Origin of the sequence: Brevibacillus sp. HB1.2, assembly GCF_013332495.1 — a bacterium.
GTDB classification, from domain to species: domain Bacteria; phylum Bacillota; class Bacilli; order Brevibacillales; family Brevibacillaceae; genus Brevibacillus; species Brevibacillus porteri.
The window spans coordinates 668,037-682,049 of sequence record NZ_JABMIU010000001.1 but is presented as its reverse complement, the minus strand read 5'-3'; the positions used below and the strand labels follow the sequence as shown (position 1 = coordinate 682,049).

Here is a 14,013-nt window from a genome sequence, read left to right as displayed (position 1 = left end):
CTGGCGGTCAGGGATAATTCGGAAAATCGGTCATAGTGTAAAAATAGACAAATAGAAGGAGGTCATCGATGGTGGAACGAGTCGACATCTTTAAAGACATTGCCGAACGGACGGGCGGAGACATCTACCTCGGAGTGGTAGGCCCTGTTCGTACGGGAAAGTCTACCTTTATCAAGCGGTTTATGGAGCAAGTTGTCATCCCGAATATTAACTCTGAAGCGGAGCGGATACGAGCGACAGACGAGTTGCCGCAGAGCGCTTCAGGACGAACAATCATGACAACCGAACCCAAATTTGTTCCGAATCAGGCCGTTAACGTACATGTGACAGAAGGACTCAGCATCAATGTCCGCCTCGTTGACTGCGTTGGCTATACGGTGCAAGGGGCAAAGGGCTTTGAAGACGACAATGGCCCAAGAATGGTAAATACACCTTGGTATGAAGAGCCTGTACCATTTGAGGAAGCGGCCGAAGTCGGGACACGCAAGGTTATCCAGGAACACTCAACCATCGGGATTGTTGTGACAACGGATGGCAGCATCGCGGAAATACCGCGTGTAGGATACATCGATGCAGAGGAGCGGGTTGTAAACGAGCTGAAGGAAGTCGGAAAACCGTTCGTGATCGTTGTAAACTCGACGCGTCCGCGCGCCGACGAAGCACAAAACCTTCGTGTACAGCTCCAGGAAAAATACGATGTCCCAGTCGTTGCCTTGTCGGTTGATCATATGACAGAGCAGGAAATCTTGCTCCTCATGAGAGAAGTTCTGTTTGAATTCCCAGTTCATGAAGTAAATGTCAATCTGCCGAGCTGGGTAATGGTGCTGGAAAACGGGCACTGGCTGCGTCAGAACTACGAGGAAGCCGTACGTGAGACCGTGCAGGATATCCGCCGGTTACGCGATGTGGACCGTGTCGTCGGCTTCTTCAATGACTATGACTTCGTAGAGAGAGCCTCTCTTGCTGGTATGCATATGGGGCAAGGGATCGCAGAGATTGACCTCTACGCGCCAGATGAACTGTATGACCGCATCTTGATGGAAATTGTCGGTGTTGAGATAAATGGCAAGGATCACTTGTTGAAAATCATGCAGGAATTCGCACATGCCAAGCGCGAGTTTGATCAGGTAGCGGAAGCATTGCACATGGTCCGAAGTACGGGCTACGGTATAGCAGCCCCGTCGTTGCATGAAATGACCTTGGACGAACCTGAACTAATCCGCCAGGGGCCGCGCTTTGGAGTCAGACTTAAAGCAACAGCACCGTCTATTCACATGATTCGGGTGGATGTCGAGTCTGAATTCGCTCCGATTATCGGAACAGAGAAGCAGAGTGAGGAGCTTGTCCGCTATCTGATGCAAGATTTTGACAAAGACCCGCTTTCCATCTGGAACTCCGATATTTTTGGACGCTCGCTCCATTCCATCGTAAGAGAGGGTATTCAGGCAAAAATTACCATGATGCCAGACAACGCCAGATACAAATTACAGGAGACTTTAGGTCGAATCATCAACGAGGGATCGGGTGGCCTGATTGCGATCATACTCTAATAAATAGTTCCAAAGTCCTATAAACAACAAATATAGGGAAGGCATCTGACATGACGAGATGCCTTTTTTTCTTGTATTTCGTTCAATTTCGACAGGAGGGGCTTGAATTTAAGAAATCGGTGTATTACTATAAGCTTGTCAGATCGGTAAAAACAACCATTCGTGTATAAAACGCTTCGTTTCGGTTAAGAAAAATAATAGCTAGGACTTGGTGTTCTTTGAGGGGAGGTGAATAAAATGAACAAAACAGAACTGATTGCAAAAGTGGCTGAAACCACAGAACTCACCAAGAAAGATGCAACAAAAGCAGTTGATGCAGTTCTTGACGCAATTGCAGATGCATTGAAAACTGGTGATAAAGTCCAACTGATCGGCTTTGGTAACTTCGAAGTTCGTGAACGTGCGGCTCGTAAAGGTCGTAACCCACAAACTGGTGAAGAGATCGAAATCGCTTCCAGCAAAGTACCTGCGTTTAAACCAGGTAAACAACTCAAAGACTCCATCAAGTAGTTGTTTCTTTTGAGAACGAAGCACTTACATAAAAAAATCCACATTGATAAAATGTGGGTTTTTTTCTGTGTACATACAGTTTGCCTATGAAAATACTGGCATATTTTTTTGTCTTTTTTAAAACGATATGGTAAGATTGGCTTTGATCGCGAGCAGGCAGAGCTTTTGGATGAGAAACAAGGCGTATGCCGTTACGTAGGAGGTACAATGATGAACGTCGATTTGGATAAAATACAGCAAGCTGTTCGCATGATCCTAGAAGCAGTAGGGGATGATCCTAATCGAGAAGGAGTCCTCGATACCCCTAAGCGAGTTGCGAAAATGTACGCTGAAGTATTTGAGGGCATGCATATAGACGAAGATCAGTATTTTGAGACTGTCTTTAGCGAAGATCATGAGGAAATGGTGTTAGTGAAGGACATTCCGTTTTACTCCATGTGTGAGCATCACTTGGTTCCCTTTTTTGGTAAAGCGCATGTCGCTTACGTACCGCGTGGGGGCCGCGTGGTTGGACTGAGCAAGTTGGCGCGTGCGGTTGATACCGTTGCCAAACGCCCGCAGTTGCAGGAACGCATTACATCGACAGTAGCAGACGCGATTATGCGCAAGCTCGATCCGCATGGCGTGGTTGTGGTTGTTGAAGCAGAGCATATGTGCATGACGATGCGTGGCGTGAAAAAGCCAGGCTCGAAAACGATCACCTCTGCTGTTCGCGGGATGTTTGAGAAAGATGCGGCTGCCCGTGCAGAAGTATTTAGCTTGATTCGCTCATAAAAATTCAAAAATAAGGAAATTATATTGACTCTATAAGTAAAATATTGTATAGTACGGATGTACAGTCGGGATGTGGCGCAGCCCGGTAGCGCGCACCCTTGGGGTGGGTGAGGTCCAGGGTTCGAATCCCTGCATTCCGACCATCTGCATATAACGATCAGAAGCCTTGAGCAAAGGCTTCTTTTTTTATGTGAAATGGCTACTCTCCCAAGTAGTACCATTTTGCTATTGGCTTCTTGATCTTTCTTTTTTATAATGATAGGTAGACAAGCTAGGGAAGGGTTGTTCAATGCTATGAAGGTGCCTGTATCACTTCAACCATATTTGCAAACATTGCCGCAAACCTATGACGCCTCTTCGCTTTCGTATGGAGACGAGGGGCTCTTCTCGGACATCCTGCAGTCCCAGCTAGCAACAACCGGCCAGCGGGTTATCAGTTCGCAGGAGATTTTAGCCAAGTTAGATGGTTCTAAGAACTGGAAGATTCCTACCCATATTCAAAATGAGCAGTCCCTGTTTTTTGCAAAAGGGCCATCTGTTCCTACCCCGGAAATTTTGGGCAAGATTGATCAGACAGCGAAAGCGATCGGAGTGGACGCTGATCTAGTGAGAGAGGTCGTCAGGGCCGAATCCAATTTCAATCCGAATGTAGAATCTCACGCAGGGGCGAAGGGCTTGATGCAGCTGATGGACAATACGGCAAAAGCCATGCAAGTCCGTAATGTATACGACCCTGATGAAAACCTTGAAGGTGGAACAAAATATTTGAAGTCGCTCTTGGATCGTTATGATGGAGATGTGAAAGTAGCACTTGCTGCTTACAATGCTGGTCCAGGTCGGATGAGTCGTCTGGGAATCAGCAGTGATGACGAACTAGAAGCGAAGTTTGACCAATTGCCGCAAGAGACACAGCGCTATGTAGACAAGATCATGAGCCGACTGGAGTCAGAAGGGGCATCATACTAGACATACTCGCATATCGTATTGGTCAGGAGGAAACATATTGGCACAACCATCGGGATTTAATCAGGATTATTTCGTAGTCAAAGCGAAGGAAAATGGCGTTCATGTGATCGGATTAACAAGAGGCACTGATACGCGTTTTCATCATACAGAGAAGCTCGATAAAGACGAGGTCATGATTTTTCAATTTACTGAGCACACCTCTGCGATTAAGGTGCGAGGAAAAGCAGTAATTTACTCGCAGCATGGCGTCGTGGATACGACCGAATAAAGAGCAAGTCGTTTTGCTAAGAAGCAGGCATAGCCTGCTTTTTTTGTTTGTACAATGGAGGAGAGGAGGGATGTCTATGCCGCGCCAATTGTTGATGGCGATTGCTGTTTCCACTTTCTTGGCTCTGATGCTGTCGCTCGTTCCCACAAATCAGTGGATGCAAGCGGATATACCGACATTTCAGTCGGCACGAGCCATTCACTTAAGCGAGCAAAATGCCCTTGATTTGTTTACAAGGTTGTCGACACATTATAATATTAAGCGTATAAAATGGGAAAACCCATCGATCTATGTCGATTTTGTGGTGAAACCTGCCGAAAAAGTAGAGCTAAACACCGTCTATCAAGATTTTTACCGTTTGACATACGACTTGCGTACCTATGCAGACAATGTTGGGCCCGTGTACTATCGCTTGTTGGAGGAGACGGATCCACCAAAAGAATCGAGACTATTGATTGCCATACAATCGACAACGGGAAATCTCGCAGGGCATGACAAACCTTTGACCGACCCTTCGGATATCCAGTCCTTTGTAAGCAGTACATTTCCCATTCGAATCGAGCCGTATTTTTATGAGCGAATTAGTCCCTGATGGAAGAAGTATGGTATGATAGTAGAGACGGCCTTTTGACCGGACGGCAGAGGAAGACCGAAGAGTAAGGAACAGTACGGAACAGGCAGACATCTTTAGGTTGTGCAGCTTGTGGAGGAGGACGCATGAGCAAAGAACTTTCCCCGAATGTAGAAGAGGTTCGGTCCATTATCGAACAAATCTACAAGAGAATCACCCATTCCTATGTAGAACATTATGTTGACGTTCCTTCCATGGCGGAAAATCGTCTAGAGCTGTTGTACCTTTTTTTGCTGGAACAAGGTATGCCGAAGGAAAAGGCTTCGGTTTTATGTACAGCAACAGGACTTGTCCAATTGGGACTGGACACGCATGAGCTCGTGAAAAATGAGTACGACTCCTCACAGAGCGCGGAGCGAAACCGACAGCTGACCGTACTTGCGGGTGATTATTACAGCAGTCGCTATTATCACCTTCTGGCTTCAGCGGGTGAAATCCAAGCCATTCAAGTGTTGTCGGCAGCCATTCAGCGAGTGAACGAAGCGAAAATGAGACTCTACATCGCTGGGCGAGATAGCAAGATTTTATCAGATGAAGAGTACTGGGAACTGCGAAATACGATTGATACGGGCTTATACGTGGCTGTTGTAGAGGAGTATGCTGATTCAGCTGATCGCCGTCGATTCTGGAGCGATCTGATGAAGGAAACAGCCAAGGTAGAGAGTGTGATCGGAGAGTGGGAGCAGCTCAAATGGCAAGAACAAGTCCCTTTTGGTTTTGCCCGTTTTTTGCTGCAAAAACCCGGTGCTACACTCGCGCAAGTTTTGTCTGGCGTTGAGGGAAAAGCCATCGAATTAATCGGTTTATGTGAGCAAATGGTACGTACGCTGCATCCGGCAGAGACGCGGAACATGCTTGCATCCATTACGGCACGGTACTCCCATCGGATCAGTCGCTTGAAGAAGGTAATTGAGGAGATGTAGCCAAGTGAACCAGACACAGATGAATGAGAAAGCAGAGTACGTTCACTCCGTTTTCGAGAGCATTGCAAACGATTACGACAAAATGAATAATGTAATCAGCTTTGGCAGTCATATTGCTTGGCGTAATTACACGATGAAGCAGATGAATATCCAGCCAGGGCATACAGCGTTGGATGTCGCTTGTGGTACAGCAGACTGGACCATTGCATTGGCCAAGGCAGTTGGTAAAGAAGGCAGCGTTGTTGGCCTTGATTTCAGCCAAAATATGTTGGATGTCGGGGCATATAAAGTGGCGAACGCAGGTGTTGGCAACAACGTAAAGCTAGTAAACGCAGATGCAATGAATCTGCCCTACGAGGATCATACATTCGACTTCGTGACAATCGGGTTTGCCCTGCGCAATGTACCGGATGTTCAGCAGGTCTTGAATGAAATGGCGCGTGTTGTAAAGCCGGGCGGTAAAGTCGTTTCTCTGGAAGTGTCCAAGCCCCCGTTCATTCCGTACCGGAAGCTATTTTACTTATATTTCTACAAAATCTTGCCATTTATCGCGAAGCTGACAGTCAACAAGTACGAAGAGTATGCGTGGCTGCCACAATCCCTGACCAATTTCCCGGACAGTCGCGAACTGGCAAGCATGTTTCAAAAAGCAGGCTTGGACCCGGTTCAGGTCAAATTGTTTATGGGCGGCGTATCAGCCTTGCATATTGGCACAAAGCCATAGGTTGACGAATGCGATGGCGCCAAACGCGTACATGGGGAGTAAACCGGTATTTCTTCACTAGATAGGAAGTGTCATAGATGGGTCTACGTAAATTGAAAGTCATCTTGGAAATGATTAAATTCGAGCACTCCCTTTTTGCCTTGCCTTTTGCTTTTATGGGAGCTGTTTTGGGAAGTATTGTGGTAGAGAATGCATGGCCTACCTGGTCAGAAATTTTCTGGGTGACGGTAGCGATGGTGGGCGCTCGAAGTGCAGCGATGTCCTTAAACCGCGTCATCGACCGGGTGATTGATGCGAAAAATCCTCGGACGGTCACACGAGCGATACCTGCTGGTCTCATTTCGATTGTGGAAGTCATTTTATTTATCGTGGTGTCCTTTGCGGTGTTGTTCATTGCTGCATTCCAGTTAAATGATTTGGCTGTGAAATTGTTGCCACTCGCTGTGTTTGTTCTTGTGCTTTATTCCTATACGAAACGTTTTACTTGGCTTTGCCATTTTGTTCTCGGGGTTGCCATCGGGTTTGGTCCGTTAGGTGGCTGGGTAGCGACAACGGGTCAAGTAGATGGCATCGGCCTTCTATTGTTTGCATCTGTTATGTTCTGGACAGCAGGATTTGATATCATTTATGCGTGCCAGGACGCAGATTTTGACCGTAAAGAAGGACTTTATTCCATGCCGAGCCGCTTCGGAATTGCCAATGCACTTCTGATTGCCCGCGTATGCCACGTTCTTACTTTCGTTGGTCTGATGTCGTTGTATGTAGTCGCAGACTTGTCTATCTGGTTCTTGGTAGGCGTGCTCATTTCTGGTGCGATTTTGATCTATGAACACACGCTGGTAAAGCCGACAGACCTGTCCAAGCTGGACATGGCATTCTTCAATATGAATGGCATCTTGAGTGTCGTGATGTTTACCTTTACGATGATTGATTTGGTGATTGCATGAACAAGCAAAAGTGGGCTGTCGGGATAACGGGTGCAAGTGGTGCTATCTATGGTGTTCGAGTCGTCCAGGAGCTTTTACGTGCTGGACATATCGTTCACTTGATGATTACAGAAGCAGGCTGGCAAGTATTTCGTGATGAACTGGATTGGCACACGGATGACAGAGAAGCTCTATTGCAGAAGAAGCTGCAACAAGACTTTTCGGGTGAGCTACATTATTGGGGACTGCGAGATTTCAATTGTCCCGCAGCCAGTGGTTCCTATCGCTGTGACGGTATGATCGTAGTACCGTGCTCGATGGGGACTGTTTCTGGCATCGCGCATGGTGCATCAGGTAATTTGCTGGAGCGTGTTGCAGATGTCATGATCAAGGAAGGTCGGCGCTTGGTCATCGTTCCGAGAGAGACGCCGCTCAATGCGATTCAGCTCGAGAACATGCTCAAATTAAGTCGTCTGGGAGTCAAGATTCTGCCTGCTATGCCAGGCTACTATCAGAAACCGCAAACCATGGATGATCTGATCAATTTTGTAGTAGGGAAAACTTTGGATGCAATTGATGTACCACATTCGCTGTTCCGGCGTTGGGGGGAATAAACGCATGCAAAAGTCTTTGCGTGTTGGACAAATTTTGTATACCAATGTATTGCCGGTTTACTTCTATTTTGATCAGGCGAAATTCGAAGACCGAATCGAATTCATCCGCCAGGTTCCTGCCCAGTTAAACACTGCAATGGCGAATGGCGAGATTGACTTGGGACCGATTTCTTCGTTTAGCTATGCAGAGCATGCCTCCGAATACGTGGCATTGGCAGATCTGTCTGTCAGTGCCAAGGGGAGAGTAGGCTCCCTTTTCTTGTTCAGCAAAAAGCCGATTGAACAATTATACTGTGCCAAAATAGCCTTGACCAACACATCGGCTACCACAGTGAACCTCTTAAAGATCATTCTCCATAAGTTTTACGATTATGAGATTTCCTACGTTACACAGGAACCCATTTTGCAAGAAATGCTGGAGGATGCTGATGCAGCGCTCTTGATCGGGGACGACGCTATTTCGGCTGAGCGAACGGCCAAAGACCTGCATGTCTATGACTTAGGAGAGCTGTGGCATCAATTTACGGGCTATTCCATGACCTTTGCCATTTGGGCTCTTCGTCGAGCGGTTATTGCCGATCAGCATGATTTGATCGCGGAAGTCCATGCTTCTTTTTTAGAGAGCAAAAGGAAAACAAGAGCGAATACAGCCCCTTTGATTGACTACGTTCACACACATTTCGGTGGAGAGAAAGAGCAATGGATCCACTATTTCCAAGGATTACAGCACGATTTCGGTGACGTTCAGCGGATTGGACTGGAGTACTATTACCGATGCGCAGCGGAGCTGGGACTTCTATCGGCACCTGCAACCGTCGATCTGTGGCAAGCTGGCGGCCGACAGACCAATACTACGTTGACGAGATAGGTGGAACGGATGAATCTAGTCGATATTTACTTCAAGATGAAAAAAGATGTCCAATACATAGAAGATGAACTGGAAAAAGCGATTGATACGCCGGTTCGAGAGCTGTATCTATCTTCGACTCACTTACTCAAGGCAGGAGGAAAGCGGATTCGTCCCGTTTTTGTTTTGCTTGGCGGTAAGTGGGGCAATTACGATGTCAAGAAGCTAAAGCATGTGGCCGTTCCTCTTGAACTGATCCACATGGCTTCGCTTGTCCATGATGATGTGATTGATGATGCGGATAAGCGTCGCGGAAAAGATACCGTTCGGATGAAGTGGGATAACAAAGTAGCCATGTACGCAGGCGACTATATTTTTGCGCGGGCATTGGCCATTGCCTCCCAGCTCCCGATTCCGCAATTGCACCAAATTCTCTCGAATGCAATCGTCGAGGTTTGCAAGGGAGAGATCGAGCAAGTAAAGGATTTGAATAACTGGGACCAAAATTTCCGTACGTATTTGCGCAGAATCAAACGAAAAACGGCGCTTTTAATTGCGATTAGCTGTCAATTAGGAGCAGTGGCAAGCGGAGCGTCAGCTGACATGATTCGCAAAATGTACTGGTACGGCTACAATGTGGGGATGGCTTTTCAAATTACTGACGACATTTTGGACTTTACAGGGACTGAGAAGCAGTTAGGGAAGCCTGCTGGAAGCGACTTGGTGCATGGAAACATTACGTTGCCTGCGCTTTATTCTGCTCATCATGGAAAGGCACGTGCGCAATTCCAGGAATGGATCGCGCAAAATACGTTTTGGGATCATACGGATGAAGCAGTTCGTATGGTACGAGAAGATGAGGGCATTGCTTTTTCGCAGCGCCTCGCTGAACGTTACATCGCCCGTGCGCATGCCATTCTCGTAGATTTACCTAACAACCAAGCTAAGACATCTTTGACAGGTATCGCCAATTACATCATCGATCGCAAATTTTAATGATATTTTGACGGTCTTCCTGTTGCTTGACCACTCTAGTTTTGATAAAATTTACGTTGGTGTCTTATGCACCAATACATAGCTCTAATGGAGGCATACTTACAATGGAAAAAACATTCCTTATGGTAAAACCAGATGGCGTACAACGCAACCTGATCGGGGAAATCGTATCCCGTTTTGAGAAAAAAGGCTACCAACTCGTAGGTGCTAAGCTGATGACAGTAAGCCGCGAACTGGCTGAAGAACACTATGCAGAGCACAAAGAGCGCCCATTCTTCGGTGAACTGGTAGACTTCATCACTTCCGGACCAGTATTCGCTATGGTATGGCAAGGTAACAACGTAATCACAACTGCTCGCGCTATGATGGGCAAAACAAACCCAGTAGACGCTGCTTCCGGTACGATCCGTGGCGATTTCGCTACTTCCGTTGGCATGAACATCATCCACGGTTCTGACTCTCCTGAGAGCGCTGAGCGTGAAATCGGCCTGTGGTTCTCCGCTGAAGAAGTTCTCTCCTTCGAGAAAACAATCCAACGCTGGATCTAAGACTGATCGAGAAAACCCCATTTAGTGGGGTTTTCTTTTTTTTGTCAAAATCTTTGTCAAAACAGATAGGATAATGACGAAATATAGCGAATGAAATTAAGGAGTTTTCAAAGGGGGTACGATTCAGCATGGAAGATAAGGACTTTCTCCAATTTATTGCTAGTGTGAAGAAAATGACTGGAATTGATCTTGCCCTCTACAAGGAAGCACAGATGAAGCGCCGTCTAACCTCGTTGAGACAAAAGCGGGGGTACAACACATTTGCCCAGTATTTCGATGCCATCGCTAAAGACAAGGAGCTTTTCTATGAGTTCCTCGATAGGATGACCATCAACGTATCGGAATTTTTCCGCAATCCAGGCCGGTGGGAAGTTCTCGAGAATAAAATTTTGCCACGCTTGGCGAAGCAATCGCCGCGGGTGAAATGCTGGAGTGCTGCATGCTCGACAGGGGAGGAGCCGTACACACTCTCACTGATTTTGCTGAGCAAGAAGATGGATGCGACCGTGCTCGCTTCCGATATTGATGAGGGAGCACTGGCAAAAGCAAAGCAAGGGGTATACACGGATCGCTCCCTGCAAGATTGTCCGAAAGATCTCGTAACGAAGTATTTTGAAAAAGATACACTCAGCTATCGCATAACGGACGAAGTGAAGAGAAAAGTGACGTTCAAAAAACATAATTTATTGGCGGACTCATTTGATTCTCAATTTGATTTGATTATTTGCCGGAACGTGATGATTTACTTTACCGAAGAAGCAAAGCATGAGCTGTATCATAAGTTTAGCAGGGCACTGAAACCTGGTGGGGTACTCTTTGTAGGCAGCACGGAACAAATTTTTCAGCCGCAACAATACCAACTGGAGACAGAGGATACGTTCTTCTATCGAAAAATGGGTTGATTCATGTTGGCCTTGGTATATCTCTGCTGTTTTTTCCCAAGACTAGGAATACCTACTTTGCAAGAGGAGGCAGCAGATGGATAAACACAAGGTCATCGAAGCATACCGTCGAGGGCTGATCACGCTGCAGGAATGTGGTCAGATATTAGGGGCGGAGAGGACACAACTAGATGATTTGATACGCGTAGATCACACTCGCAAACCGCTGAGCCCCAATCCTTTTTTCAACGTGTAGGAATATATAAACGCTTCGTTTATATATCCCGGAACGCATGGAAACTTTCCTCTAAAACGCGGTCGCTCCTCCGTGAGCTATCAACAATAGAGGTTTCCTTAACGTGTAGGTATGTCAATCCTGATTTATTCGCGATAGCGTAACGAGAGCGCTTCTCCTTATACGGAGGGGCGTTTTCCTGTAAAAAGAAAAGGTTTTTCGCAGACGTTTGCCACTTTTGTATTTCCACGGCGTACTAGGTATGATATTATAGCGCTTAAAAGTGATAAAGGACAGCATCCCGAAAAGAGTCATTTTGGGATACAGGCTGCCTGGAGGATGGAGGAAGGATAGAGATGCGTTACTTGACAGCAGGGGAATCCCACGGGCCGCAATTAACAGCTATCATTGAGGGCGTACCGAGCAACTTGCCGATTTCCATTGAGGAAATTAATGAGCAGTTGGCACGTCGTCAGAAAGGCCATGGCCGCGGCAGAAGAATGCAGATTGAAAAGGATCAGGTGAAAATTCTTTCTGGTGTCCGTCATGGATATACAACCGGAGCTCCTATCACACTGGTCGTTGAAAATAATGATTGGACGCATTGGCAAGGAATCATGAGTGCTGAACCTGTAGAGGAAGGCACTGAAGAAAAGCGTCGTGTTTCCCGTCCACGCCCTGGACATGCTGATTTAAACGGGGCTATTAAGTATCATCAACGAGATATGCGCAATATTCTGGAACGTTCCAGCGCTCGTGAGACCACTGTCCGCGTAGCTGTTGGTGCAGTAGCTCGCCAATTGCTGGCTCCATTTGGTATCCGTATTGGCGGACAGGTACTCCAGATCAATGAGATCGTGGCGAAGCGACAAGAAGTAAGTCTGGACGAGCTGATTGCGCGCACAGAAGAATCGCCAGTACGCTGCTTGGATAAAGAAGCAGAGCCACTGATGATGGCGGCGATTGATAAAGCAAAAGAAGACGGGGATTCCCTCGGTGGTACCGTAGAAGTTATCGTTGAAGGCGTGCCGATTGGTTTGGGTAGCCATGTGCAATGGGACCGAAAGCTGGATGGACGTCTTGCACAAGCGATCATGAGCATTCAGGCTTTCAAAGGTGTCGAAATCGGTATCGGATTCGAGGCATCTGGTCTGAAAGGCTCGCAAGTTCATGACGAGATTATTTGGAACGAAGAAACCGGCTACAGCCGTAAAACAAACCGTGCAGGTGGACTCGAAGGCGGAATGACGACAGGAATGCCTGTAGTTGTTCGTGGTGTCATGAAACCGATCCCTACCTTGTACAAACCGTTGATGAGTGTGGATATTGACTCGAGAGAGCCATTCTCAGCGAGCATTGAGCGTTCCGACAGTTGTGCTGTTCCAGCGGCAAGTGTGGTTGCGGAGGCAGTGGTAGCGTGGGAGATCGCGAGTGCAATGTGCGAAAAATTCCCTTCTGATTCTCTTGACGACATGGCAGAAAACGTACGTCAATACCGTGCGTACACGGAGAAATTCTAATGAGTGTAGAGAAGCTGACTGTTGAACTGGGGGAGCGTTCCTACGAGATTGTGATAGGCGACGGTCTTTTGCACGATGCAGCAGCGTTGCTAGTAGAGGCAGGAATTGCTTCTACTAGCAAGCTGATGATTGTCACAGATGAGAATGTAGCGGTTCATTACCTAGAGCCTTTGCTTGAAGTTTTGCGACAGCATGGATATACGGCCCACTCAGCTGTCATCGCTGCTGGAGAACAATCGAAGAGCCTGGCTGTCTACGAACGATTGATGACAGAGGCAATTGATGCAGGACTGGACAGGAAGTCTGCTGTATTGGCTCTCGGTGGTGGAGTCGTCGGAGACTTGGCTGGATTTGTGGCTGCTACGTACATGCGCGGCATTGATTTCGTTCAAATGCCGACCACCTTGCTCGCACATGATAGTTCGGTTGGTGGAAAAGTAGCGATCAATCATCCACTCGGAAAAAATCTCATTGGTGCTTTTCATCAGCCGAAAGTTGTCATTTACGACACGAAAGCATTGCATAGCTTACCGAAGCGGGAGATCGCAGCAGGTTTTGCAGAAGTTGTTAAGCATGGTCTTATCGCCGACGCTGCCTTTGTCGATTGGCTGGAAGACAACGCGGATAGGTTATGGCAGCTCGATTCAGAATTATTAGGGAAAGCCATTGAAAAAGGTTGCGCAGTCAAAGCGGCTATTGTTTCGCAAGACGAGACAGAGCAAGGGCAGCGTGCATTGCTTAATTTGGGTCATACGTTTGGGCATGCATTTGAAGCGCTGTCTGCTTACTCCACGCTGAATCATGGGGAAGCTATCTCAATTGGGATGTGTTTGGCAGCCAAGGTAGCGGAACGCATTGGTTTTGCCGAGACAGGTGTATACAATCGCACGAAACGGATGCTGGAATTGTTCCACTTGCCAACGGCGTGGCCGGGTAATCTCTCGCCAGAAGCTGTGCTGGAAGCCATGAAACGGGACAAAAAGACGGTAGGCGGAAAACTGGCATTGGTGTTGCCTAGGGCAATCGGGCAGGTTGAAGTCGTCAAAAATATAGAAGAAGAACTCATACTGGGAGTCATGAGAGAAGAAGTGGAGGGATAA

The 14,013-nt window shown here is 47.2% G+C and carries 17 protein-coding genes and 1 tRNA gene; all 18 read left to right on the top strand.

The window, feature by feature from the left end; translation table 11 throughout:
• Positions 1-71: 71 nt before the first annotated feature.
• The 18 genes from spoIVA (at position 72) to aroB (ending at position 14,013) form a co-directional block, all read left to right on the top strand.
• The gene (gene spoIVA, locus HPY28_RS03025; RefSeq protein WP_026043041.1) at positions 72-1,550 is read left to right on the top strand and encodes a stage IV sporulation protein A; all 1,479 of its coding nucleotides are present in this window, start codon (positions 72-74) and stop codon (positions 1,548-1,550) included.
• 237 nt (positions 1,551-1,787) lie between these two features.
• Positions 1,788-2,060 (top strand): HU family DNA-binding protein, encoded by a 273-nt coding sequence (locus tag HPY28_RS03020; protein WP_005831316.1) that lies wholly within the window; start codon positions 1,788-1,790, stop codon positions 2,058-2,060.
• Between the two features lie 207 nt (positions 2,061-2,267).
• Positions 2,268-2,834, top strand: a complete 567-nt coding sequence (gene folE, locus HPY28_RS03015; protein ID WP_017248108.1) for a GTP cyclohydrolase I FolE — start codon at positions 2,268-2,270, stop codon at positions 2,832-2,834.
• Between the two features lie 66 nt (positions 2,835-2,900).
• Positions 2,901-2,977: transfer RNA gene (locus tag HPY28_RS03010), tRNA-Pro, on the top strand.
• 112 nt (positions 2,978-3,089) lie between these two features.
• Positions 3,090-3,800, top strand: a complete 711-nt coding sequence (locus HPY28_RS03005) for a lytic transglycosylase domain-containing protein (RefSeq protein ID WP_017248109.1) — start codon at positions 3,090-3,092, stop codon at positions 3,798-3,800.
• Positions 3,801-3,837: 37 nt separating this feature from the next.
• The gene (mtrB, locus tag HPY28_RS03000; protein WP_017248110.1) at positions 3,838-4,068 is read left to right on the top strand and encodes a trp RNA-binding attenuation protein MtrB; all 231 of its coding nucleotides are present in this window, start codon (positions 3,838-3,840) and stop codon (positions 4,066-4,068) included.
• Between the two features lie 76 nt (positions 4,069-4,144).
• Positions 4,145-4,660: a hypothetical protein gene (locus HPY28_RS02995; RefSeq protein ID WP_069845336.1), complete on the top strand. Its 516-nt coding sequence runs from the start codon at positions 4,145-4,147 to the stop codon at positions 4,658-4,660.
• A 125-nt stretch (positions 4,661-4,785) separates the two neighbouring features.
• Positions 4,786-5,622, top strand: coding sequence for a heptaprenyl diphosphate synthase component 1 (locus HPY28_RS02990; RefSeq protein WP_017248112.1), 837 nt, complete (start codon positions 4,786-4,788; stop codon positions 5,620-5,622).
• A 4-nt stretch (positions 5,623-5,626) separates the two neighbouring features.
• Positions 5,627-6,346, top strand: coding sequence for a demethylmenaquinone methyltransferase (locus tag HPY28_RS02985; protein WP_017248113.1), 720 nt, complete (start codon positions 5,627-5,629; stop codon positions 6,344-6,346).
• Positions 6,347-6,423: 77 nt separating this feature from the next.
• Complete coding sequence (locus tag HPY28_RS02980; RefSeq protein WP_017248114.1) at positions 6,424-7,293, top strand: UbiA-like polyprenyltransferase; 870 nt, start codon at positions 6,424-6,426, stop codon at positions 7,291-7,293.
• Positions 7,290-7,886, top strand: a complete 597-nt coding sequence (locus HPY28_RS02975) for a UbiX family flavin prenyltransferase (protein ID WP_173621604.1) — start codon at positions 7,290-7,292, stop codon at positions 7,884-7,886. Before HPY28_RS02980 ends, HPY28_RS02975 begins: the two co-directional genes overlap by 4 nt.
• 4 nt (positions 7,887-7,890) lie before the next feature.
• The gene (locus HPY28_RS02970; protein ID WP_174230059.1) at positions 7,891-8,754 is read left to right on the top strand and encodes a menaquinone biosynthesis protein; all 864 of its coding nucleotides are present in this window, start codon (positions 7,891-7,893) and stop codon (positions 8,752-8,754) included.
• 9 nt (positions 8,755-8,763) lie between these two features.
• Positions 8,764-9,729, top strand: a complete 966-nt coding sequence (locus HPY28_RS02965; RefSeq protein ID WP_017248117.1) for a polyprenyl synthetase family protein — start codon at positions 8,764-8,766, stop codon at positions 9,727-9,729.
• Positions 9,730-9,833: 104 nt separating this feature from the next.
• On the top strand, positions 9,834-10,277 hold the full coding sequence (ndk, locus tag HPY28_RS02960; RefSeq protein ID WP_007716560.1) for a nucleoside-diphosphate kinase: 444 nt from the start codon (positions 9,834-9,836) through the stop codon (positions 10,275-10,277).
• Between the two features lie 128 nt (positions 10,278-10,405).
• On the top strand, positions 10,406-11,179 hold the full coding sequence (locus HPY28_RS02955) for a CheR family methyltransferase (RefSeq protein ID WP_017248118.1): 774 nt from the start codon (positions 10,406-10,408) through the stop codon (positions 11,177-11,179).
• Between the two features lie 76 nt (positions 11,180-11,255).
• On the top strand, positions 11,256-11,414 hold the full coding sequence (locus HPY28_RS02950) for a hypothetical protein (RefSeq protein WP_007716564.1): 159 nt from the start codon (positions 11,256-11,258) through the stop codon (positions 11,412-11,414).
• A 335-nt stretch (positions 11,415-11,749) separates the two neighbouring features.
• Positions 11,750-12,913, top strand: coding sequence for a chorismate synthase (aroC, locus tag HPY28_RS02945; RefSeq protein WP_017248119.1), 1,164 nt, complete (start codon positions 11,750-11,752; stop codon positions 12,911-12,913).
• Positions 12,913-14,013, top strand: coding sequence for a 3-dehydroquinate synthase (gene aroB, locus HPY28_RS02940; RefSeq protein WP_017248120.1), 1,101 nt, complete (start codon positions 12,913-12,915; stop codon positions 14,011-14,013). Before aroC ends, aroB begins: the two co-directional genes overlap by 1 nt.